We start from the raw sequence: 24,000 nt of genomic DNA, 5'->3' as shown, positions 1-24,000 counted from the left end.
ACGTCGTCCATGAGCATCATGAATGTCCAAAAGCTCGAGAAAGCGCTTCTCGTAAACCGTGGAGAGCTGTTCCGCTTCGGCTCGGCGCTGCTTTTCATTGTCGGGGTCATGCTGTTCACGGTGTCGCGGGACGCCGGCGGTCCTCACGGCACGCTGCTTGTCATTGCGGCCATGATCGGTGGGTACATGGCGCTCAACATCGGCGCCAACGATGTCGCCAACAACGTCGGTCCTGCCGTCGGCTCCAAAGCCATAACCCTCGGCGGCGCCATTCTCATTGCAGGGATCTTTGAAGCCTGCGGCGCGCTGATCGCCGGCGGTGACGTGGTGGGGACCATCAAGAAGGGCATCATCGATCCGGCCCTCATCCAGGATACCGACACCTTCATTTGGCTGATGATGGGCGGCCTGCTTGCAGCGGCGCTATGGCTGAACGTCGCAACTGCGGTCGGCGCTCCGGTTTCCACCACCCATTCCATCGTCGGCGGTGTGCTGGGGGCGGGAATCGCGGCCGGCGGCTGGGGTATCGCCGATTGGGCGGAGGTCGGCAAGATTGCCGCCTCTTGGGTGATTTCGCCGGTTCTCGGTGGGATCATCGCCGCCGCCTTTCTCTATGTCATCAAGCGCAGCATCACCTACCAGAGCGAAATCCTGGTCGCCGCAAAGCGCGTGGTACCTCTGCTGATCGGAATCATGGCCTGGTCGTTCACCACCTACCTGGTGCTCAAGGGCCTGAAACAGGTCTGGAAGTTCGACTTCGTCAGCGCGGCGGCGCTTGGCCTCGTCGTCGCCAGCCTCTTCTACTTTCTGATGCGAACCCATGTCGCCCGTCTTGTCCCGGCGCTGCCCGACAGCAAAGACGGGGTAAACGACATGTTCACGATCCCGCTGATTTTCGCCGCCGCCCTCCTCAGTTTTGCCCATGGCGCCAATGACGTTGCCAATGCGGTGGGCCCGCTGGCCGGCATCAACGATGCGGTGATGTCCGGCGGAATCGTGCAGAAGGCACAGATTCCCGTCTGGGTCATGCTGGTCGGCGCCCTCGGCATTGCCCTGGGGCTTGCGCTCTACGGTCCGAAGCTGATCCGCACGGTCGGCTCCGAGATTACCGAACTCGATAAGACCCGTGCCTTCTGCATTGCGCTGGCCGCGGCGATCACCGTCATCATTGCCTCCCAACTCGGCTTGCCGGTCAGCTCGACACACATCGCCGTGGGCGGTGTCTTTGGCGTCGGCTTCCTGCGCGAGTATCTGAAGGTCAGCTATTCCCGCAAGATCGAGGAGATCAAAGCGCACCATCAGGCAAACGCCCCGGAAGCGGTGAACGATTTCCTGGCGCGCTTTGAGGCGGCGACGGTCGAGGAAAAGGACACCATGCTGCGCGAGCTGAAGCGGCAGGCGAGTCCAGCGCTGCTGCACAAAAAAGAACGGAAGGCGCTGGGCAGAATTCATAACCTGGAGCTTGTGAAACGCTCGCTGCTCCTGCGGATCGCCAGTGCATGGCTGATAACGGTACCGGTCGCCGGCCTGCTGGGCGCCATGATTTTCTTCATGATCAGGGGCGTCATGCTGCCATGACCAGACGCCCCCTCCCGATCCAAAGGGCTCTATGACAGGACCTATTCTCTGTGCCGTCGACTTCTCGGCGGATTCGCGTGCGGCGCTGGATTGGGCCGTTGGTCAGGCCGGGTTGGCCGACTTGTCGCTTGTCGTGCTGCACGTGGTGCACGATCCGGCCGCCTCTCCCGGCTTCTACCGCACAGTCGAAGAGGATTGGCTGCGTCCCATGGCGGCGATGGCGGAACAGATGATGGAGGAGTTTCTGGCAGAGGCGATGGCGGCGAGTCCCGATCAAGCCAGGCTGGAGACCGCCGAACGGCGTATGGTCGCCGGCCTGCCGGCGGGGCGCACCGTCGAGGTGGCCGATTCCCTGGGCGCCTCGATGATCGTGATCGGCAGCTGTGGACGTAGTGGACTGCCCCATATCCTGCTTGGCTCGGTTGCTGAAAGGATCGTGCAGACCGCGCCAATGCCGGTCGTCGTGGTCAAGCCGCCGCGAAAGGGGGTGGCCTGATGGCAGGCGAGTTCAATCAGTTCGATCTCTGGACTGGATTGTTTGGGGGGCTGGCACTCTTTCTTTTCGGTATGGATCTAATGACCCGGGCGCTGAAGCGGGCGGCCGGCGATCGTATGAAAGAGCTGTTGGGTAAGTTCACACGCAACCGCATTGTCGGCGTCGGCATGGGCGCGCTGGTGACCGGCATGGTCAATTCCTCGTCGGTTACGACAGTGATCCTCGTTGGCTTCATTTCGGCCGGTCTGATGTCGATGGCTCAGAGCGTCAGCGTCATCATGGGGGCCAACATCGGCAGCACCGTGACCGCCCAGATCCTCGCCTTCAATGTGACGCGTTTCGCGCTGCCGATGATCACCTTGGGATTCCTGCTCTCTTTCCTTTCCCGGAGCGAACCTTGGCGGGAGTATGGACGCATTATCCTCGGCATGGGGTTGGTGTTCTTCGGCATGGGTGTCATGAGTACAGCCATGGCGCCCCTGCGTTCTTACGAACCTTTCATCGACTTCATTGCGACCCTATCGCACCCCTTGGCTGCCGCGCTTGTGGGGGCGGCCTTTACCGCGGTGATCCAGTCTTCAGCCGCGACCACCGGCATTGTCATTGTCCTGGCCGGGCAGGGCCTTATCGGCCTGGAAACGGCGATTGCCGTGGCCCTCGGGGCCAACATCGGCACCTGCGCCACCGCCGGTCTGGCGGTCATCGGCAAGCCCCGCGAAGCGGTTCGCGCGGCGCTGGTTCACGTGCTGTTCAACGTTGCCGGGGTTCTGATTTGGATCGGCCTGATTGGCGAACTGGCGGATTTGGCGCGCGCGATTTCGCCCGGTGATGGGATTGTCGGGACAGCCACTGGCGCCAACGCGGGGGCACCGCGTCAGATTGCCAATGCGCATACCATCTTCAATGTCGCGAATACCCTGATCTTTATCGGCTTTACGCCGCAGATCGCCCGCCTGGTGGAATGGCTGGTGCCGGACCGGCCGCTTTCCGATGAGGAGCCGCTGGCCCCCAAGTTCCTGGACGACAATCTGCTTTCGACACCGGCAATCGCGCTTGAGAACGCTCGTCATGAAATCGGCCGTATGGGCGAATACGTTCACGACATGCTGGTGCGTTCTCAGGTTGCGGCCCTGGGCGACAGCCGCGGGGAGCTGGACGCCTTGGAGGCGCTGGATCGCCCCGTGGACAAATTGCATCGGGCGATCATCGCCTATCTCCGCCGTGTTTCTCATGCCTCGCTTTCCGCAGAGCAGGCGCGCGTTCTCATGCAGTTGGTGGAGATCGCCAATGACCTGGAGCACATCGCCGACCGCGTCGCCTCGGATATCGTGACTTCGGCGCGTAAGCGCATAGAAGAGCATGCGTCGATCAGTGCGGACTCTGCTGAACATATTGATACGTTCTATAACGAGGTGGCGCGGGCGCTTTCAGGCGCGCTGGACGCTGTCATGACCCATGATCGCGATGCTGCAGAGGGGGTTCGCGGGATGAAGCGCGGTGTTTCGCAGATCGCCCGGGCGATAGAGCGGGACAGCTTTCTCCAACTCCCGGACCAGAAGAGCACGGACGTTCATGGCTATGTGCGCGAGGTTGAACTGCTGGAGATCCTTGACGGCGTTTTCAAGATTGCCCGCCGTATCGCACGCAGCGAGATTTACCTGGCCGATGCCATGGCGGTGAGGAATTGATGCCGGCTTAGGCCGGCGCCGGTCCGGTTGAATCGCGGACGATGAGTGAGGTCTCGATCTCCACGGCGCGCGGTGTGTCGTCACCCTTCAACCTTGCGAAGAGCATGTCGGCGGCCCGGCACCACATCTCCTGGGTCGGGACCCTGATGGTGGTGAGCGCGGGCTTCAAATGCCGTGACAGCACCAGGTCGTCGAAACCGACCACCGAGACCTCTTCGGGTATGCGGATGCCCGAGTGCTGGGCCTCCAGGATCGCCCCGAAGCCCTGGACATCGTTGCCGCAGAGAATGGCGGTCGGCGGCTCGGCGCGCGCCATCAGTTCGCGAAAGGCGGCGCGTCCCTCGGCGATGTCATAACGCCGTTCCAGAACCCTATCGTCCGGCAGTGACAGACCGCTGCGCGCCAGCTCCGCCCGCACCCCCTTGACCCGGCCGACGGCCCGGTCGTTGTGGGCGGTGATGCCGGCGATCATGGCGAAACGCCGGTGACCGAGCTGCACCAGATAACGCACGGCGGTGGCGGCGACCCCGGCATTGTCGAAGCCGACGCAGTAGTAGGGCTGGTCCGGAGTGTACACCCCCGTGTTGACGAAGGGCATGCCGTGGCGGTCGAGAAGGTCCAGACAGGCCGGCGTGTGGGTTTCCCCCATCATGATCACCCCGGCGGCATGCTGCTCCAGAAAGCTGCGGCAGACCTGGTATTCCTCTTCAGGGTCATAGTTGCTGGAGCCGATAAGCAGGTGATAGCCGCGCTCGCTCAGATGACCCTGCAGGGCTTCCACACCGGCGGCGAAGATCGAATTGTCGATGGAAGGAATGATGGCGCCGATGATCCGGCTGGACCGGCTCGACAGCGAGCGTGCCGCGCCGCTCGGGATGTAGCCGAGGTTGGCGATCGCCTGCTCAACCGCCTTGCGTGTCTGCGGTTTCACATAGTCGGCATTGTTCAGGACCCGCGATACCGTGGCCGTTGAGACCCGCGCCGCGGCGGCCACGTCCGCCACGCTGGCGCGACCGGCCGTTCGACCGCTGGCATTCTGTAATCGCTTACGCATTCCGACGATGTCTGTTCACGGGTTCAGGGAAACACAGGAAGAACATCAATGATACAGCCGGATTCCGGCTTGCGGCAAGAACTGAGATATGTAAACCTTTACATATTGGCAGAAACCGATCATCGGTGCTGCCTCGGCGCGTGCAGGGGAACGACTGATCGATGACAGCGCTGCAGGGAACCGTCGCGATAACCGGTGCCGCCGGCGGCATTGGGCGGGCGCTTTGCACGCTTCTGGCCGAGGCGGGCTGCCGTCTCCATCTGATCGACCGCGCGGAAAGCGACGTTCTTGCTTTTGCTGGGGAAATCGGGGCCAGCGCCAGCGATCATCCGGTGGCGGATGCAGCCGGGGCACGATCGGCCCTGGCGCCGGTTGACGGTCCGATTCATGGCTTCGTGCATTTGGCCGGCACCATGGAGGACGACCCGGAGCTTGGCGACGATCCGGCGGTATGGGACCGCTGCATGGCGGACAACCTGCGCAATGCCTACGATTTCGCCACCGCCGTGGGCGAGCGCCTGCCCGAAGGGACCATGGGCCGCTTGGTTTTTACTTCCTCGTTGGCCTTTCGCCGCGGTGCCGTCGACGCCGTCGCCTATTCCGCCGCCAAGGGTGGTCTTGTCGGCCTTACCCGGGCCCTCGCCCGCCGCTTCAAAGAGCAGGCAACGGTGAATGCTCTGGCGCCGGGCATCATCCTGACCCGGATGCCGGAACGGGTGATCGAGAGGCGCGGCGAGCGCCTGTTAAGAGAGATTCCGCTCGGCCGCTTCGGCGATCCGCGGGAAGTCGCGACGGTCATTCGTTTTCTTTTGAGTGAGGATTCCAGCTACATCACCGGCCAATGCATCAATGTCGATGGCGGGCAGGTGATGACCTGATCGGTTCCAGGTGACGTGCCGAAGAAGCGCGCGCTCTGTGGGAGGAATGGAATGGTTCAACTGTTGTCTCAGGGCGTCGCGCTGCTGCGCGGGATAAACCGCTCTGTCGAGTTCGTTCTGCGCCCGGTGATCATCGTCGTCGTTGTTGCCATGCTGGCGACCGTGGTCTGGACCGTGGTTGCCAGGTTGACCGGTTTCAGCGCGCCCTGGACGGAAAAGGTCATGCTGATCCTGCTGCCCAGCTTGGCTTTTCTCGTTGCGCCCATCGCCTATCGCCGCGCCGCCAACGTGGCGCTGGACATGCTGCACGATGCCTTGCCGAAGGCGTTGAAGAGCGTCCACTCCCTGCTGCTTCACATCATCATCCTGGGAATCCTGCTGATTGCGCTGGATCTTTCCCTGCGCAAGGTCGGCCTGAAGTGGGACGGGATGACGCTGATGCTGGACAGCATCTTTGGTCTCGATCTGAATTCGATCCGTCCGTTCAAGGCCAAGATGCGCATCCCGGTCATCGGCATCCAGTGGCGCCATGTCTTCATGGTGCTGCCGGTCTGCGTGACCTTGATGATCATCGTCAATTTCGAACTCCTGCTGCGCTACATCATCGGTCTCTTCGATCCGGACAATCGCCTGGTGCGTCCGGTGCGGTCTTTCGAAGACGTTTCCGCAAACGTGAGCGAGTGAGCCGATGCAAAGCGCTTTTCTCTGGCTCTTCCTCGCCGCCCTGGCCTTGTCGGTTCCGGTCGTTTTCGGCCTGCTTGGCGCCTCTGGCATCGTCGTTGCCAATGACCTGGGCCGCGACTTTGATACCCGTGACCTGAACTCTCTGCTCAGCCAGGTCTTCTCCGGCATGTCTTCGGTGCCGTTGATGGCGCTGCCGATGTTCATCCTCGCCGGCGAGCTGATGAACGCCGGCGGCATCACGGCGCGGCTGGTCCGCTTCAGCCAGTCCCTGATCGGCCACCTGCGCGGCGGCCTCGCCCATGTGAACATCCTGAGCTCGATCCTCTTTGCCGGCCTCTCCGGTTCCGCTGTTGCCGACACCTCCGCCTTGGGCTCGATGCTGATCCCGGCGATGGAAAAGCAGGGTTACACCCGGCGTTTCGCCGCGGCGGTAACGGCGGCTTCCTCTGTCATCGGACCGATCATTCCGCCTTCGGGCATCATGATCATCTATGCCTTTATCATGGGTGTCAGCCCAGCCGCACTTTTTGCCGGCGGCATCGTGCCGGGCCTGCTGATCGGCGGCGGTTTGATGTTCGTGACGTGGCGCTTGGCGATCAAGTACGACTTCCCGGTGGCCAACAAGCGCGCCTCGGCGAAGGAAGTGGTGGCGGCCGGGCGGGAGACCTTCTGGCCCCTGCTGACACCGATCATCCTCTTGGGCGGCATTCTCTCGGGTTTCTTCACGCCGACGGAGGCCGCCGGGGTCGCGGCATTCTATGCCCTGATCGTCTCGGTCTTCGTCATCCGCGCCCTCAAGTTCGGCGATCTGCCGGCGACCTTTTACCGGGCGGCTGTCGCATCCGGCATTATTTTGATGCTGATCGGCGCTTCCAAGTCATTCTCCTGGGTCGCCGATCAGGTCGGTGCGGCGCAGATGCTGGCGGACTTCGTGCTTTCGTTGACCGACAACCACTACCTGCTGCTGCTCCTGGTCAACCTGATGCTTTTCGTCGTCGGGATGTTCCTGGATGCCGGCCCCGCGATCCTCATTCTCGGGCCGATCCTCTCAGAGGTTTTTGTCGGGCACCTCGGGCTCGACCCGGTTCACTTCGCCATCATCATGTGTGTCAACGTGACCGTTGGATTGGCAACACCGCCCATGGGGCTTGTTCTCTTCGTTGCATCATCCATTTCACGAGAACGGGTGGAAGTGATCGCTAAGGCGATTCTGCCCTTTCTCGCCGTGGAAGCCGGCGTGATCTTCCTGATTACCTTTTTTGAGGATTTGGTCCTCTTCATGCCCCGCGCCCTGGGCCTTTATTAGGGCGCGGTTCAAGCCAACAACAAGAAACGACTAGGAGGAAAAGAAGATGAGCATTTGGAAAACCCTGACGGCAGGGGCCGCCGCCTTAGCCGTGACCGCCGGGGCGTCGGCCGTCATGGCCGCCGACACGACGCTGAAGATCGCCTTCCTTGGGTCGGAGGACGATGAAGACTTCGACGGTTCCCTGGTACTTAAGAACTATGTCGAGGCGGCATCAAACGGCGCCCTGGCGGTTGAGATCTATCCGAACGGGCGCTTCTGTTCCAACGCCGACGAGTGTTCCGAGGCGCTGCTCGATGGCCGGCTCGATATCTATATCACCACCAACGGGGGTCTGGCCGGATGGTACCCCGAAGCTCAGTTCCTCGATCTGCCCTATCTCTTCCCCAACGACCGTGTGGCCGAGTGTGTTTTCGACGGCCCGCTGACCGCGAAGCTGCGCACGGCAGTCCTGGAGGATGTCGGGGCGGCGCGGCTGATGGCGGTTTCCAACACCGGCGGCTGGCGCAACATCGCTACCACCAGCAAGCAGGTGAAGAGTCCGGATGACGTGAAGGGTCTGAAGCTCCGCACCATCGGTGCCGACATCCAGATCGAACTGGTGAAGGCCATGGGCGGTTCGCCGACCCCGATCGCCTGGCCGGAGGTCTACACCTCACTCGGCACCGGTGTCGTCGAAGGCACCAAAAACGGCATTACCGACATCGTCAACATGCAATTCCAGGACCACCTGAAGTACATCTCTCTCGACGGGCACGCCTACATGGGCGCGCTGTGGTGGATGAACGAGGATGTCTTCCAAGGGCTGCCGGACGATCAGAAGCGCATCGTCTATGACGGTTTCCAGGAACTGAAAATGACGGCCCGCGTGCTGCCGAAGCGCAAGGCGGTCGATGCCTTCAAGGCGTTCACCGATGCGGGCGGTACGATCTATACGCCGACCGCCGAGCAGAAAGCCGCCTTCCAGGCCGCCGCTAAACCGGTCTGGGATTGGTATGCGGATAACTTCGGAAACGAGTGGATCGATGCCGCACAAGCCGCCGTCACGGCTTGCGAGGCCTCGCTGGATGCGGAGTTCGCCGCGGCGGCTCAGTAAAGCCTGACCGCGCGATTGCGGTGCCAATTGAAATGAGAACTATGTATCCAAGTAGCGTAACTGTTCGAGTCGTGTGAGTAGAGCTGTCCTGGCGAAAGGTCCGGGCGCCTCTGGGGCCCGGACCGCCGCCATGACCTTTCTTCAGACCCTTTTCACTGTCCGGGAGTCGGCATGGCACAGCCGATTATCATTGTTTCCGAGTTTATGAGCGAGGCGGCTGTAGACCGCCTGTCAACTGTCTTTCCGACCACTTACGATCCCGGCCTCGTCGACCGTGACGCTGACTTGCAGGCTGCTGTGGCCGGGGCGCAGGCGTTGATCGTGCGCAACCGCACCCAGGTAACCGCAACCCTGCTGAAGGCGGCGGCCGCATTGAAGGTGGTCGGCAGACTCGGCGTGGGCCTCGACAACATCGACCTTGCGGCCTGCGAAGCGCAGGGCGTGGCGGTGCGTCCGGCCACGGGTGCAAACGCCGATGCGGTCGCCGAATATGTCATAAGCGCGGCCCTGCAGTTGCTTCGGGGGCGTGCCTTTTTCGCAACCGAGGCCGTTCGGGCCGGGGACTGGCCGCGCGCCGCCTGCCAGGGCGGAGAAATGGCGGGCCGCTGTCTCGGTCTGTTGGGCTTCGGCGATATCGCCCGGCGGGTGGCAAGGCGTGCCTTGGCGCTGGGCATGACTGTGGTAACCCACGATCCCGCCGTTTCAGCGGCGGAAGCCGAGGCTGCCCAGGCGAGGCTCCTGTCGTTCGACGGGCTTTTGGAGGCCGCCGATGTCCTCAGCCTCCACGTGCCCCTGACCGATGGAACCCGCGGGCTCCTCGATAGCGGGACCCTGGCGCGGATGAAGGACGATGCGATCCTGATCAACACGGCGCGCGGCGGCATCGTCGACGAAACCGCTCTGGGGGAAGCCCTGCGGGCGGAGCGCTTGGGCGGTGCCGCGCTGGATGTTTTTGCGGTGGAGCCGCTGGATGCCGGGGCGGCTGCGGTCTTTAAGGATGTGCCCAACCTGATCCTTACGCCGCACATCGCCGGCGTGACCGAGGAGTCCAACGAACGGGTGAGCGAGATGATCGCTGATGCGGTGCTGGAGGTTCTGTCGTGACGGCCTCTGTTGCCTGCGTCGGCATTGCCGTTCTGGACGAGATATTCGAGGTTCCGGCCCTGCCGCTTGCGGCGAGCAAGTATCCTGCCACGGCGCGCCGCGAAGTCGCCGGCGGGATCGCGGCCAATGCGGCGATGGCGGTCGCCCGCCTCGGCGGCGGTGCACGCCTGGTCAGCCGTGTTGCAGAGGATTCCGCCGGCCAACGCTTGCGCGCCGTGCTCGAAAGCGCAGGTGTCGACTGCGCCGCTCTGCATAGCCCAGCGAAAGGCAGCACCTCGACCTCGGCGGTCTTCGTCGATCCCCAGGGTGAGCGGATGCTGGTTAACCACAAGGACCCGGTTCTCTTTGCCGGGGAGCCGCCGGTCGAGAGTTTCGCCGGGGCTGATGCGGTGATGAGCGACCTGCGTTGGCCGGAAGCCGCCCGGCTTGCCCTGACGACGGCCGTTCAGGCCGGCATACCGGCGGTGCTGGACTATGACCTGGCGCCGGAAGACGGGGCTGACCTGATTCCCCTGGCCAGCCATGTGATTTTCAGCGAGGGGGCGCTCTTTGAACTGGCCGGCGGCGGGCATCGTTCCGCCGCCCTTGAGACGGTCGCGCGGCGCTTTCCGGAGATTGCCTTTGCGGTGACCGCGGGGGCCGAGGGCGCTTTCTGGATCGCGGCGGATCGCAGTGGCCATGTACCGGCGCTGCCGGTGCTGGCGGTCGATACGCTGGGGGCGGGCGATGTCTTTCACGGCGCGGCGGCCCTGGCCTTGGCCGAGGGCAGCGCCTTCCCGGACGCCTTGCGTTTTGCCAGTGCGGCGGCCGCCCACAAGGTCTCGCAGCCGAGCGGCGCGGCGGCCTTTCCGACCCGACAAGACGTGGAGAAACTGATGGAGTGCAGAGTATGACGCCCGGCAAGTTCTGGGGCCTGAGACGCATGGCGGACGCGGGCGGCCGCTTTAAGATGCTGGCGGTGGATCAGCGTCCACCGATCAAGAACAAGGTGATGGCGGCACGCGGCGAGGATGCGCCGCGCTACGACGACGTACGGGCGGTGAAGCGGGCCCTGATGGAAGCTCTGGCGCCGCGGTCGACGGCCGTGCTGGCCGATCCGACCTATGCCTTGAGCGATGCGCTCTCCATCCTTTCGCCTGGTCAGGGCCTTGTCGTCACTCTAGAGGATTCGGTCTTCGGTGAAGGCACGGACGGCCGTCTCTCCAAAGCCATCGACGACTGGTCGGTTTCGAAGATCAAACGGATCGGCGGCGATGCGGTGAAGGTCCTGACCTGGTTTCACCCGGAACAGGATGCCGCCTCGCGTCAGGCGCAACTGGACTTCACCAAGCAGGTGGGCGAAGCCTGTGCGCGCTACGACATCGCTTTTCTGCTGGAGATGCTGCTCTATCCTTTGGCCGGGGATGCCGAACAGACGAAGGACTATGTGGAACAGTCGGGCAAGCGCGCCGATCATGTGCTGAAGACGGTCGAGATCATGGCCGCGCCGGACTTCGGCGTCGATGTGTTCAAACTTGAGAGTCCCCTTCCGGCAAAGCAGGTGCCGCCGCCGGGCGACAGCGCGACTGCTGCGCTCTTCGCCGAGATGGGGCGTCTCGCCAACCGGCCCTGGGTGATGCTGTCTGCCGGCGCCACGCAGGAAGCTTTCCGCAATGTGCTCCACTACGCCTTTGATGCCGGGGCGAGTGGTTTTCTGGCTGGCCGGGCGATCTGGTGGGATGCCTTTCAGCATTTTCCGGATATGACGAGCATGAACGCCGATTTGCAGGGGCAGGCCGCCGACTACATGGCGGAACTGAATGCCTTGGCCGATGCGAAGGCCACGTCATGGATCGAGTGGTTCGAGGATGTGGGGGGGCCGCGCCCCGAGGGTTGGGACAGCGAATGGATGCAGGGCGGATACGCCGATCTGGAAGGAAACCTGCGATGAAGCTTGCCGTATTTTGCCTGGCGCGTCCGACCTTTGATGTCGAGTTGGCGGCGGAAACTGCCCGCAGTGCCGTCGATTCCCTGGCGCGCGGCGGGGCCGAGGTGCTTGGAGATGCAATGCTGCTGCTGGAAGCCGCCATGGTCGAGGAACGCCTGGCCGACCTGGCCGGTCAAGATCTCGACGGCGTCATCATTGTTCAGGCGACCTTCTGCGATGCCGCGATGACCGCCGCTATCGGCAAGGCGATCACCGCGCCGCTCGCCATCTGGGCCTTCCCGGAACCACGCGATGGCGGGCGGCTGCGGCTTAACTCCTTCTGCGGTCTCAGCCTCGCCGCCCATGCCCTGGGAAAAATCGGCCGGCGCTGCGGTTGGCTGCACGGTCCGGCGGAGGAGACGCCGGACCTCGCGGCGCTTCTGGGCACGGAAGACCGGTCGCCGGCCAGCCGTCCGGCCAAGCCGGGCACAGCCGCCAGTCTTGCCTGCCGAGTCGGCCTGGTCGGTGAGCATCCCGCCGGTTTCGATACCTGCGCCTTCGACGAGGCGGCTTTGAAGACGCGCTTCGGCGTCGATGTCGAACGCATCGATCTGACGGCTCTCTTTGACGCTGCAAAAGCTGCCGATGACGGGCGCATCGGCCGCTTGCAGGCCGAAGCGGCCGAACGGCTCGAGGGCGTCGACGCGCTGGATAGTGAACAGGTCGCACGGTCGCTGCGCTGCTACACCGCGCTGCGCGACATGGCTGAGAGCAAGAGCCTGGACGGATTTGCTGTACGCTGCTGGCCGGAGACCTTCACCGAATACGGCTGCGCGGTCTGCGGCGCCATGGCGACCCTGAACGGCGAGCGCATTCCGGCTTCCTGCGAGGCCGACATGCTGGGGACCGTGGGCTCGCACCTTCTGCAGGACCTGGCGGACAGCCCGGCCATGCTGACCGATATCGTCGACTTCGACACGGCGGACGATACCGCCGTGCTCTGGCACTGCGGGCTGGCGCCGCTGGACTTCTGCGATCCGGCCTTTGCGCCGCGGGCGACCATCCATACCAACCGCCGCATGCCGCTGCTGCACGAGTTTCCGCTGAAACCCGGGCGCGTCACGGTGGCGCGGATCAGCCAGTCCCGCTCGGAATTGAAGATGGTCGTCGGCCGCGGCGAAATCCTGCAGCGGCCGATGTCCTTCACCGGCACTTCCGGCGTCATCCGTTTCGACTGCGGCGCCGGGGCGGCGCGCCGCGCCTTGATCGACGGCCAGTTGGAACACCATGTATCCGTGGTTTACGGCGACGTGAAGGACGGGGTTGAGGCGGCGGCGGCGGCGGTGGATCTGCCCGTCCTCGATCTCGACGCGGCCCGGTGATGGCGGCGACTCTGCGTTACGGCGTCATCGGCGGCGGCATGATGGCGCGCGAACACATGGCCAACCTGGCGCTGATCCCGGGATCGGTGGTCACCGCCGTCGCCGACCCCGATTCCGGCCAACAGGCCTTGAACGCCGAGGCCGCACCCGGAGCAGCGCTGCTCAGCGATGCCGACAGCCTGATCGCCCGCGACGACGTCGATGCCGTGATCGTCGCAACCCCGAATCACACCCACTTCGACGTGCTGCAGCGGGTCTTTGCCGGCCGGCCGCGGCCGCTGCTGGTGGAAAAGCCGGTAGTGACCACGCCGGATCTCGGCACGCAGTTGGCCGAGCAGGCGGCGGCCTGGCCGGCCCCGTTCTGGGTGGCGATGGAGTATCGCTACATGCCGCCGGTGGCCGTGCTGTTGGAAGAACTGCGCGGCGGCGTCACCGGCCCGCTGCGCATGCTCACCATCCGCGAACACCGCTACCCCTTTCTCGAGAAAGTCGGCGACTGGAACCGCTTTAACGCCAACACCGGCGGCACCATGGTCGAAAAGTGCTGTCACTTCTTCGACCTGATGCGCCTCATCCTGCAGGATGAACCGCAGCGGATCTTCGCCTCCGGCGGCGCCGAGGTGAATCACCGCGCGGAGCGCTATGACGGCCGGCAACCGGACATCGTCGACAACGCCTATGTGATGGTCGACTTTGCGGGCGGCGCCCGGGCCATGCTGGAGCTTTGCATGTTTGCCGAAGGCGGCTGGTTTCAGGAGGAGATCACGGCGACCGGCGAGCAGGGCAGGGTCGCCTGCTTTATTCCCGGCCCGGCCCGGCGGATCGGCGGTGCCGAACGCGAGGCGATGATCGAGGTTTCGCCGCGCAATCCCGTGAACCCGCAACGCCGCCCGGTTCCCGTCGATGCCGCAGTTCTGCGGGCTGGTGAGCATCACGGCTCCACCTACTATCAGCATCTGCGATTCCGGGAAGCGGTGCTTGGCCGGGGGGCGGTCGAGGTCACCCTGAGCGATGGCCTGAAAGCTGTCGCCATGGGGGCGGCGGCGGAGCGGTCCATGGCCGAAGGGCGGCCGGTTATGCTGTAGCAGGCGACCGGGTGTGATGCAGCGCACAACCGACCGCTTGGACGTCCTTGATCGTTGATCTCTATCAGCAGGGCGCTGATCGGCGATTGGATTGACTGTTGGACGATCCCCATCTCCCTTCTGCAGAGAGCCGAATTGGCCAGCGGAAAAGGAGACAAGCGATAATGCCCCAAGGTTCCATTAAACGGCGGAAAACCTATCCCGGATCTGGTGTTGCCAGCCGGTTTCGCGCGCTTCTCATGACGCATCGCAGTCTGGAAGAGAAGCTGGAGGCGGAGATGAAACGGCCCCTCCCGGATACCGCCGTTTTGCGCCGGCTCAAGCGCCGCAAGCTTTCGGTCAAGGACGAGCTGGAAGGCATTCAGCGTTTGCTGGAGGCAATGCGCACCACGCGCGAGGAGAGCCGGATCCTGCAGGCCATCTGAGTTTCGCGGCTGCTGCTGGCGCGGCAGCCGCCTCTGCCTTCCCAGTTCTGGTTGACTCATTGTTCTTGTTTTGTTCCTAGAATTGCGCGATATATATCGTGCAATGCAACTTGCGCTACGGCTCGACGACCGGCAGAAGAGACTCGCGGAGATCGACAGACGGCTGCGCCGGCAGTTCGATCCGCCCGGCCCCTGGCTGCATCCGGATCCTGTCAGCCAGTTGGTGCTGGGTCTGGTCGGTGGCCGGACCCGGAGTACGGTTTCACTGCGCGCCACGGTCGCTCTGAAACAGCGCTACCGAACCTGGGAGCGGCTGCGCGAGGCGCCCGCGCCTGAGATCCATGAGATGATCCATGCCGTGACCTTCGCCGAGGTGAAGGCACGGCGGTTGAAAGCGGCTCTGCATAAGATCACAACGCTACGTGGCAACCTCTCCCTCGACTTTCTTGGATGCTGGCCTGTCGAGGAAGCTCTGGCCTGGCTTGAGCGGCTGCCCGGGGTCGGCCGAAAGACCGCGGCGGCGACCCTGAATTTCAGCACTCTCAGAATGAAGGCCCTGGTGATCGACACCCATCATCTGCGGGTGCTGCGGCGCATCGGCCTGGCCGGCAAGCGGGCCACGACGCCTGAGGTTTACGACCGGATCGTGCCGTACCTGCCGCCGGCTTGGAGTGCCGCTGATTTCGATGACCATCACCAGCGCATGAAGCGGTTGGGCCAGAAGACCTGCCGCCATGCGGTGCGGCTTTGCGATATCTGTCCGCTTTGCAGTTTATGCCGCCTCGGCACCTCGGAAGGCCCAACCAACAAATCGGCGCTCGATCACGGCAAAGATCGCGTACATGCCGACTCCCATGATAGCAATGACCAGCAGGCCGGCGAAGACCAGAGGCACGCGGAAGCTGGACGAGGCCGTCAGCATCAGGTGCCCCATGCCGGCATTGCCGGCGACGGTTTCGGAGATGACGGTGCCGACAAAGGCCAGGGTTACCGCGACCTTCAATGAGGCAAAGAAGTACGGCATGGAACGGGGCAGGCCGACCTTTAGCAGAATGTCGATCTTGCGGGCGCCGAGCGAGCGCAGCACGTCCCGCAACTCCGGCTCCAGGGTCGCGAGGCCGGTCGCGACATTCACCACGATCGGAAAGAAGGAGATGGTGAAGGCGGTCAGGATTGCCGGGATGGTGCCGATACCGAACCAGACCACCAGAACCGGCACGATGGCGACCTTGGGGATGGAGTTGAAGCCGACCAGCATCGGATAGACGGCCGCGTAGACCAGGGCCGAGGCGCCGGTGACGAGGCCCAGGGCCAGACCGAAGACCACGGCCAGCCCGAATCCGACCAGGGTCACCCAGAAAGTATAGAAAGCGTTCTGCCAGATCGCCGGCCAGTATTGAATCAGGGCGGCGATGGCCTGGCTGGGCGCGGGGAGAATGAATTCGGGGATCGCAAACAGCCGGCAGGCCAGTTCCCAGACGACGAAGAGTCCGATGGTGGCGATCCAGGGTGCGAGTTTCAGGGGGGAGATCATGCCGCGCGCACCTCGCCGATATGATCGCGCAGGCCGTGGACGAGATCGACAAAGTCCTGATTGAAGGTGGAGTCCAAGGTCCGCGGCCGGGCGAGGCCGATCGGCCGTTCGTAGACGATGCGGCCGGGCCGCTTGCTCACCACATAGACACGGTCGGCGAGATACACCGCCTCCCTCAGGTCGTGGGTGACCAGGATGACGGTGAACCTCTTCTTCATCCAGAGTTCCTGCAGCACGCCCCAAAGCTCTTCGCGGGTGAAGGCATCCAGAGCGGCGAAGGGTTCATCGAGCAGCAGCAGATCAGGTGCATGGATGAGGGCGCGGCAGAGCGATGCCCGTTGCTGCATGCCGCCGGAAAGTTCATGCGGTGCGTGGTCTTCATAGCCTTCAAGCCCCACAATTTTCAGCAGATCGTGGGCGGCGGCAATGTGTTCGGCCTTCTTGCGGCGGAAGCTGCCGCGGTGAGTCTTGCTAACCTCCAGGGGTAGCAGCACGTTTTCCAGCGTCGTGCGCCAGGGCAGCAGGGTAGCGTTCTGAAACGCCATGCCGACCATGGTGAGGGGGCCGGAAACGGTTTCCCCCTCGACCCGGGCGGTGCCGGAATCGACCGGCATCAGGCCGGAGACGATCTTCAGGATGGAGGACTTGCCGCAGCCTGAAGGACCGACCATGGCGACGAATTCGCCAGAGTCGATCTTCAGTGATGCCTCGGCCACGGCCGGCGTGCCCTTGCCCGGGCCACCATAGGTCATGGTGACCCGGTCGAGCTCAACAAAGCTTGTCACAACTGTATCAGCGATCTCTTGTTGGGATTTGCGGCAGGATCAGCGCTTCAGCATCCGGCTTTCCGCCGGCGGCAGAAATTCCGACGTCCAGACGGCTTCCGGCTCAGGCGTCGACTTCAGGTCATAGGCAATCGCCAACTGGGCAATCGCACTGCGCAGCCGCGCCTCGTCGACGTCCCCGATGCCGTTAGCCTTCACGTGATCGGTCAGCACATTCACGTCGAGGGCAAGCTGAAGCCGCTCCAGTTCCAAGCCCTTGTCGATCAGCGGATCGCTTTTGGCGACGATGTCGATAGCACCTTCGGGATCGGCGATGATGTCCTTCCAGCCCCGCACCGTGGCACGGATGAAACCGGCGACGGCCTCCGGGTGCTCCTTGATGAAGTCGCCCGAGGCGATCACCGCATTGCCGTAGAAGTCCATGCCGTAGTCGGCATAGAGAAAGAACTGGATGTCTTCCTCCGCCACACCCTTCGACTTCAGATCAAGCATGGAGGAGAAATAATGGCCGGAGATGAAGTCGACCTGCCCCTGGACCAGCATGGTCTCGCGCAGGGCCGGGTCCATGTTGACCCGTTCCACCGCCCCTTCGTCGATCCCGGTCTCGTGGGCGAAGGCCGGGAAGAGCTTGTAGGAGGCATCGAAGACCGGTGCCCCCAACTTGCGGCCGACCAGGTCCTCAGCCTTTTCGATGTTGTTCTTCTTCAAGGTGAAGAGTGAGAAGGGCGGAGCGTCATAGGCCATCATCACCGCTTTCACCGACTGGCCGGGGTTCTGGACGTTGAAGTCCACCAGCGCGTTGATGTCGGCGAATCCCATCTGATAGGCGCCGCCCGCGACCCGGGTGACCGCGCCGGCCGAACCGTTACCGCTGTCGATGGAAACATCCAGGCCTTCTTCGGCATAAAAGCCTTTGTCGGCGGCGACCAGGAAGGCGGCTGTCGGACCCTGGAACTTCCAGTCCAGGGTGAACTTGATGTCGGTCTCGGCCCAAGCCTGACCGCCGGCCAATGAGAAAACCACCGCCAGGGTGGCGCAGCGCAAGGTTTTGACGTTGAACATGCCTTTGATATCTCCCCGTTTTTATCGAGCGAACCTGCAGAAGCGGTGAGAGGCAATTCCCATGCCATTGTGCAGGTGCCGCTGGGCTTGTGGTTGCGCTGCAAGGTTCCACGGACAGCGTCCACATTTTAGGCAGCCTGCGCGCGGGATGATCAAAACCCGATCTTCTTTCCCTGCGCAGAGCTTTCTCTGAGCCTACTGCCGCCGATCCGCGACGTCGAGACGATTGATACGCGGCTGCGATCCGCGGCCGCGCTGCGCCGGACGGTAGCGGGCAAAAGGGGCGGCCTCTCGACTCACGACTTTTTGATCCTCCATCTTGCCACCACCACCGCGTGAATTGATGGCCTCTGCAACGTCGCTTGCTGCCTAGTTGTTTTGGCGAGGAAAACGGCGGGATCCGATCAATTCCGACGGATTTGCCGCTGCCCATGCAGCTCATGGTTTCAGCAATGATCAGCTTAACGCTATTGCTCTACTAAAACGTGTATTCCGGATTGGCGTTAGAAAAAGCTGCGATGCGGCGGGCCTCAGGAGACTCATACATAATTGCCAGATTATCACCCCCACTCCCCCTTTTTTGACTCCCGTTTCAGCTTGCCAACTGATAGTTTGCGGCAGGGGTCTGGGAGAGCACCTTATTGAATTTATTAAATTTTGTAGTCCTGTGAAGTCGGACTGAATCTGCCGCCCCGGAGAATTTTCCTTTTTCGGGGAGTGCCTTATGACTAAGGCGGCCGGTTCGAATCATGACGTTACGGACAGCAACCTCAGCGTTATTGAGGTCTCTGATCAATCCGGTATCGTCCTTAACGCAGAGATCCTTTTCGACGCAGACTATTTGCGGCTCGGCGACGATCTGCTTTTGCGGAGTCCCGATGGCGAAGAGATTTTGCTTCGCGATTACTTTCTCCAGGAGATGCCGCCGCCGCTTGAGACGGCCGAAGGCGCAAGACTGACGCCGGAGGCCATTGAGGGGCTGGCGGTGCCGGAACTGCCGACAGCCTTTGCCCAGGCCGGCAACGTTCAATTGGGCCAGCCGATCGGCGCGGTCAGCAGTCTGGACGGCATCGCCCGGGTCCAGCGTGCCGACGGCAGCCGCGACGACCTCAGGGAAGGCGACCCGATCTTCCAGGGTGATGTGGTCTCCACCGGTGTCGGGTCGGACCTCGGCATCCTTTTCATCGACGACACCATCTTCTCGCTTTCCGCCGGTTCGCGGATGCTCATTGACGAGCTGATCTACAGCCCGGGCAGCACCAGTAACTCCATGGGGGTTTCCCTGATCCAGGGGACTTTCGTCTTCGTCACCGGAAAGGTGGCGCCGAACGGCGGCATGGATGTTGAAACCCCGGTCGGCACCATCGGTATCCGCGGCACCACCGTGGGCGTGCAGGTTTCCGCTCTCGGCGGAGCGACCCGCATCGCCAACCTTATCAATCCGGAGACCGGCGAACTCGGCAGCTTCGTCTTCAGCAATGCGGCCGGTGATGCCCTGTTTACGCTGTCGAACCACTTTCTCGACATCCGAAGTGCCAACGTCGATCCCGGTGTGCCGACGGTGGTTTCCGGTGAAGCGATCTTCAACGCCTTCGGCCGTGCTTTGAATCGGGCGGTCGAGATTCAGCGCAGCCTGGGTCAGGATCAGGAAGACGAACCGACGGACCCGACCGAGGAACAGGAGGGGGAGGTCGATCAGCTTCAGGCGCTGCAGGAAGCGGGCCTGACCCCGGAACAGATCGACGCCCTGCTGAACGAGCCGCCGATCGAGACCGCTGCGGGTCCAGCGCCCCAGCAGCCGCTGGGCGAAGGCAGCAGTTTCGCCGGCGGCCTTACGCCGCCGGGCTCCGGCGGCGGCCCGACGGGCCCCGGCGGCGATACCGGTATCGAGACCTCCAGCCCGGCGCCGAGCCCCTCCGACGGCAACACCGAACCCCCAGGATTGGGAACACCGGGCGGCGGCGATGACGACTCGCCGACGAACTCGGCGCCGACCATCTCAGCGCCGGGTACTGCGGCGCCGGAAGGTGCCGTGGTGCAGATCGGCCCGGCGGCCTTGAGCGCCAGCGATGCCGAAACCAGCGATCCGGCGCTGCTTTTCTATACGGTGACCGCCGTGTCCAACGGCCTCGTGGTTTTGGCGGTCGGTGACGGTGTTCAGGTCGTGTTCAGTTTCACTCAGGCGGATATCGACAACGGTCTCGTGTTTTTTGCTCATGACGACAGCGAGACGACCCAGGGGTCTTTCACGGTCACGGTTGCTGATCCTAACGGCGGTGTCTCAGGACCGACGGTGGTGCCCATTGCGGTGGATCCGGTCGACGACCTTGTGCCGATTCTGCTCAACAGCAGCTTCACCGTGACCGAGGGTGAAACGGTGGTACTGACCAATGCCAACTTCAGCGCCAGCGATGCCGATACGAATGACGCTGACCTGATTTTCACTGTCAGCAATGTAACCGGGGGACAATTCCAACTGATGGCCCTCCCCCCTCCAGGCCCGATTTCCGGCTTTGCATCGCTTGCAGTTCAGCAAGCGGCTGTGACTTCATTCACCCAACAACAGATCGACAACGGCGAAGTCGAATTTGTGCATGATGGTAGCGAAAACCCGCCGCGCTACAGCGTCTCGGTCAGTGACGGCACAAATTCCAGCCCGACGGAAGCGGTGACGGCGGGCTTCACGCCGGTGAATGATGCGCCGGTTGCGGAGGATGATGCCTTCACGATTATCGGTGAGAACGGCAGCCTGACCCTCGACCTTCTGGCGGACAACGGCAACGGGCCGGACAGCGATGCCGAGGGTGACAGCCTTTCAGTGATTGAAGTCAACGGCGAAGCCTTCGGCGGCGGCGGGGACCAGGGCAACCAGATCGAACTGGACTCTGGTGCGTTGCTGATCGTCAATGAAGATGGCACCTTCGATTACGAGACCAACGAGCAGTTTCTGGGGCTTGGGGCCGGTGAAACGGCACAGGACAGCTTCACCTACACGATTTCCGACGGCAACGGCGGCACCGACACGGCAACAGTCACCATTACCATAGTGGGCGAGAACGACGATCCTCTTGCCGAGGACAACCTCTATTTCATCGGGGAGAATGACCCGCTTACCGGTAATGTGATAGAGGATGTCGATTCGATTTACGGCGGGGACTCCGATCCGGATGACAATGATGTTCTGACGGTTACCGAAGTAAACGGCGTTCCGGCCAATGTCGGTAGCCAGGTGACGCTGGCATCAGGCGCGCTGCTGCTGCTTAACGCCAACGGCACCTTCAGCTACAACCCCGGCACGGCCTTCGACAGTCTGGGCGGTGGTGAGAGCGGCAGCGACAGCTTCACCTACACTATCGATGACGGCAATGGCGGGGCAGATACGGCAACGGTCACCATAAACCTGACCGGCCTGAACGATGCGCCGGAGCTGCTCAACAATAGCCTAAGCCTTTCCGAAGGCGAGACCATTGTCTTGAGCGGTGCGAACTTTAGCGCTGATGATGTCGACAACGAGAATGGTGAACTGGTTTTCACCGTCAGCGACGTTACCGGCGGGCGCTTTGCGCTGACGGACAATATAGAAGAAACCGTCGACAGCTTCACCCAGCAACAGATCGCCGAGGGAGAGATCGTCTTCATCCATAACGGTGGTGAAGCGGCCCCGAGCTATGACGTCTCGGTAAGCGATGGCGATCTTGCAACCGATCCGGTGGCGGCGGAGATCGACTTCACCCCGGTGAACGACGGCCCGCTGTTGGGAAACAACAGCCTGAGCCTTGCCGAGGGCGACATCGTGGTGCTCGGCAGCCAGAACCTCAGTGCGGGGGACATCGATGATGACGATGCGAGCCTGACGTTCACCGTCAGCAGTGTTGTCGGCGGGCGTTTTGCGCTGGCGGCCGATGTCGAGGGACCCATCACCAGCTTCACCCAGCAGCAGATCGCCGAGGGAGAGATCGTCTTCATCCATGATGGCGGCGAATCGGCGCCAAGCTATAACGTCTCGGTGAGCGACGGCGATCTGCCGACGGCGCCGGCCGCGGCGGCGATCGATTTCACGCCGGTCAATGATGCGCCGGTCGCTGAGAACGACGCCTTCACGATCGTCGGCGAAAACGGTCGCTTGACTCTCGATCTTTTGGCCGACAACGGCAACGGGCCGGACAGCGATGCCGAGGGTGACGACCTGACGATTATCGCCATAGATGGCGAAAGCGAGCTCGGTGAACCGGGTAGCCAGATCGGACTGAGTTCCGGTGCTGTTCTGATCCTCAATGAGGACGGAACTTTCGACTACGAGACCAACGAGCAGTTTCTGGGCTTGGGTGCTGGTGAGGCTGCCGAGGACAGCTTCACCTACACGATTTCCGACGGTAACGGCGGCACCGACACGGCAACGGTAACCGTCACCATAGTGGGCGAGAACGACGACCCCTTCGCCTTCGACAATCTTTACTTCATCGGCGAGAACGACACGCTGGCCGGCAATGCGATCGATGATTTCGATTCCGTCTACGGCGGCGACTCCGACGCAGACGACAATGATGTTCTGACGGTCATCGAGGTGAACGGCGTTCCTGCCAACGTCGGGAGCCCGGTGACTCTCGCATCCGGCGCGCTGCTGTTGATGAACGAGAACGGGACCTTCAGCTATGACCCCGGCACGGCCTTCGACAGCCTGGGCGGTGGCGAGAGCGGAAATGACAGTTTCTCCTACACTATCGCCGATGGCAATGGCGGCACGAGTACCGCAGAGGTGAGAATCAGCCTTACTGGCGTGAACGACCCACTGGTCGCCCAGGACGACGGCTTCACCACCGATGAGGAGTCCAGCTTTGAAGGGGATCTCTTTGGTGACAACGGCAATGGGCCGGATGAAGATCCCGATGCCGCCAACTTGGTATTAACCGAGATAAATGGTCAACAAGCGTTCTTTGATGACGAATTCGCGTTGCCGTCCGGCGCGCAGCTTCTGCTCGACGAAGACGGTACCTTCACCTACAACCCGAACGGCGCTTTCGAGAATCTGGGCGTCGGCCAGAGCACGATGGACAGTTTTACCTACACCATCTCCAACGGCAACGGGGATACGGCGACGGCGACCGCGACGGTTATCGTCAACGGCGTGAATGACCCCCCGGAAGGCGGCCAGGCTTTTCTCAGCGTGTCCGTCGGTAGCACGGTCGAGGGAGATATCCTGAGTCCAAACAACGAAATTCCTGTCGACGATATCGACGACGGCGATTTGGAAAATCTGACTGTCACCCAGATAAATGGAGAACCCTTTGTCGTTGGCGTGGCGATTGTTTTGCCGTCGGGTGCATTGCTGACGATGGGCGAGAATGGCACTTTCGTCTATGATGAAAACGGGCAGTTCGAACTCAATTCAGACAATCCAACCGAAGAGGATACATTCGAATACACGCTCTCGGACGGCAACGGTGGTTTTGCTACAGGATCGGTAACTATTACCGTTTTTCAGTCTGGTCAGTTCAGCAGCTTCGCCACGACCGCAATTCAGGATAACGACGCCCTTGATGATGCGGGAGACCCGTTGACTGGCCAGGTGTTACTGGGGGGCGATGGCGATAATGTCCTGCAGGGGGGAGAGGGTGATGACACACTCGACGGCGGGGCCGGCAGCGACAGTCTCTTCGGGGGCGGTGGCGCGGATCTTTTTGTTCTGCGGGCGGCGGATGCCGCCGAAAGCCTCGATCTGGCGGACGTGATTCAGGACTTCGACAGTGGTATCGACAGTCTCGCCCTTGCCGATGGTCTGGCCGCCGAGGATCTCTCGATTACGGAAACCGATACGGGTGATGCCGTGATCGCCCTGCAGTCCAGCGGTGCCATTCTCGCCGTCGTGCAGGGCGTTGCCGCGGCAGATATCGGCGCCGACGATATCACGCCTATGGTATCCTGAGGGCGATGCCCTGA

At 62.6% G+C, this 24,000-nt stretch carries 18 protein-coding genes and 1 pseudogene; 15 read left to right on the top strand and 4 right to left on the bottom strand.

Annotated features, from left to right (window positions below; genetic code table 11):
- Positions 1-9 precede the first annotated feature (9 nt).
- The 3 genes from ACP146_RS18610 to ACP146_RS18600 are packed head-to-tail and all read left to right on the top strand — an operon-like array spanning position 10 to position 3,762.
- A complete protein-coding gene (locus tag ACP146_RS18610; RefSeq protein ID WP_422368250.1) occupies positions 10-1,578 on the top strand; it encodes an inorganic phosphate transporter in 1,569 nt (522 codons plus the stop codon).
- 31 nt (positions 1,579-1,609) lie between these two features.
- Positions 1,610-2,074, top strand: coding sequence for a universal stress protein (locus ACP146_RS18605; protein WP_422368249.1), 465 nt, complete (start codon positions 1,610-1,612; stop codon positions 2,072-2,074).
- Complete coding sequence (locus tag ACP146_RS18600) at positions 2,074-3,762, top strand: Na/Pi cotransporter family protein (RefSeq protein ID WP_422368248.1); 1,689 nt, start codon at positions 2,074-2,076, stop codon at positions 3,760-3,762. The genes ACP146_RS18605 and ACP146_RS18600 overlap by 1 nt, the downstream gene beginning before the upstream one ends.
- A 7-nt stretch (positions 3,763-3,769) precedes the next feature.
- On the opposite strand, the gene ACP146_RS18595 is transcribed toward ACP146_RS18600, so the two are convergent.
- Complete coding sequence (locus tag ACP146_RS18595; protein WP_422368247.1) at positions 3,770-4,816, bottom strand: substrate-binding domain-containing protein; 1,047 nt, start codon at positions 4,814-4,816, stop codon at positions 3,770-3,772.
- Between the two features lie 161 nt (positions 4,817-4,977).
- Between ACP146_RS18595 and ACP146_RS18590 the strand changes: the two genes are divergently transcribed.
- The 11 genes and pseudogenes from ACP146_RS18590 to ACP146_RS18540 form a co-directional block, all read left to right on the top strand.
- Positions 4,978-5,694, top strand: a complete 717-nt coding sequence (locus ACP146_RS18590; protein WP_422368246.1) for an SDR family NAD(P)-dependent oxidoreductase — start codon at positions 4,978-4,980, stop codon at positions 5,692-5,694.
- 51 nt (positions 5,695-5,745) lie between these two features.
- Complete coding sequence (locus ACP146_RS18585; RefSeq protein ID WP_422368245.1) at positions 5,746-6,378, top strand: TRAP transporter small permease; 633 nt, start codon at positions 5,746-5,748, stop codon at positions 6,376-6,378.
- Positions 6,379-6,382: 4 nt separating this feature from the next.
- Positions 6,383-7,684, top strand: coding sequence for a TRAP transporter large permease (locus tag ACP146_RS18580; RefSeq protein ID WP_422368244.1), 1,302 nt, complete (start codon positions 6,383-6,385; stop codon positions 7,682-7,684).
- A 46-nt stretch (positions 7,685-7,730) separates the two neighbouring features.
- Entirely contained in the window at positions 7,731-8,780 is a 1,050-nt protein-coding gene (gene dctP, locus ACP146_RS18575) for a TRAP transporter substrate-binding protein DctP (protein ID WP_422368243.1), read from the top strand.
- Positions 8,781-8,951: 171 nt separating this feature from the next.
- Positions 8,952-9,884, top strand: a complete 933-nt coding sequence (locus ACP146_RS18570; RefSeq protein WP_422368242.1) for an NAD(P)-dependent oxidoreductase — start codon at positions 8,952-8,954, stop codon at positions 9,882-9,884.
- Complete coding sequence (locus ACP146_RS18565; protein WP_422368241.1) at positions 9,881-10,777, top strand: PfkB family carbohydrate kinase; 897 nt, start codon at positions 9,881-9,883, stop codon at positions 10,775-10,777. The genes ACP146_RS18570 and ACP146_RS18565 overlap by 4 nt, the downstream gene beginning before the upstream one ends.
- A complete protein-coding gene (locus ACP146_RS18560; protein ID WP_422368240.1) occupies positions 10,774-11,814 on the top strand; it encodes a tagatose 1,6-diphosphate aldolase in 1,041 nt (346 codons plus the stop codon). The genes ACP146_RS18565 and ACP146_RS18560 overlap by 4 nt, the downstream gene beginning before the upstream one ends.
- On the top strand, positions 11,811-13,172 hold the full coding sequence (locus ACP146_RS18555) for an L-fucose/L-arabinose isomerase family protein (RefSeq protein WP_422368239.1): 1,362 nt from the start codon (positions 11,811-11,813) through the stop codon (positions 13,170-13,172). Before ACP146_RS18560 ends, ACP146_RS18555 begins: the two co-directional genes overlap by 4 nt.
- Positions 13,172-14,257: a Gfo/Idh/MocA family protein gene (locus tag ACP146_RS18550; RefSeq protein ID WP_422368238.1), complete on the top strand. Its 1,086-nt coding sequence runs from the start codon at positions 13,172-13,174 to the stop codon at positions 14,255-14,257. Before ACP146_RS18555 ends, ACP146_RS18550 begins: the two co-directional genes overlap by 1 nt.
- A 164-nt stretch (positions 14,258-14,421) precedes the next feature.
- Positions 14,422-14,682, top strand: a complete 261-nt coding sequence (locus ACP146_RS18545; protein ID WP_422368237.1) for a YdcH family protein — start codon at positions 14,422-14,424, stop codon at positions 14,680-14,682.
- 103 nt (positions 14,683-14,785) lie between these two features.
- Positions 14,786-15,265 (top strand): annotated as a pseudogene (locus tag ACP146_RS18540) (endonuclease III domain-containing protein); the annotation flags it as partial.
- Between the two features lie 189 nt (positions 15,266-15,454).
- Here ACP146_RS18540 and ACP146_RS18535 read toward each other — a convergent pair.
- From ACP146_RS18535 to ACP146_RS18525, 3 genes are read right to left on the bottom strand one after another with little or no spacing between them, the layout of a single operon-like run.
- On the bottom strand, positions 15,455-16,216 hold the full coding sequence (locus ACP146_RS18535; RefSeq protein ID WP_422368236.1) for an ABC transporter permease: 762 nt from the start codon (positions 16,214-16,216) through the stop codon (positions 15,455-15,457).
- On the bottom strand, positions 16,213-17,001 hold the full coding sequence (locus tag ACP146_RS18530; RefSeq protein ID WP_422368235.1) for an ABC transporter ATP-binding protein: 789 nt from the start codon (positions 16,999-17,001) through the stop codon (positions 16,213-16,215). Before ACP146_RS18530 ends, ACP146_RS18535 begins: the two co-directional genes overlap by 4 nt.
- Before the next feature lie 39 nt (positions 17,002-17,040).
- Positions 17,041-18,063 (bottom strand): ABC transporter substrate-binding protein, encoded by a 1,023-nt coding sequence (locus ACP146_RS18525; protein ID WP_422368234.1) that lies wholly within the window; start codon positions 18,061-18,063, stop codon positions 17,041-17,043.
- Between the two features lie 724 nt (positions 18,064-18,787).
- Between ACP146_RS18525 and ACP146_RS18520 the strand changes: the two genes are divergently transcribed.
- Positions 18,788-23,986, top strand: coding sequence for an Ig-like domain-containing protein (locus ACP146_RS18520; RefSeq protein ID WP_422368233.1), 5,199 nt, complete (start codon positions 18,788-18,790; stop codon positions 23,984-23,986).
- Positions 23,987-24,000 lie beyond the last annotated feature (14 nt).

It is taken from the genome of Pelagibius sp. (assembly GCF_965249265.1).
Lineage (GTDB): Bacteria > Pseudomonadota > Alphaproteobacteria > Kiloniellales > Kiloniellaceae > Pelagibius.
The sequence above is the reverse complement of the archived record's forward strand: the minus strand, read 5'-3'. Positions and strand labels throughout refer to the sequence as shown.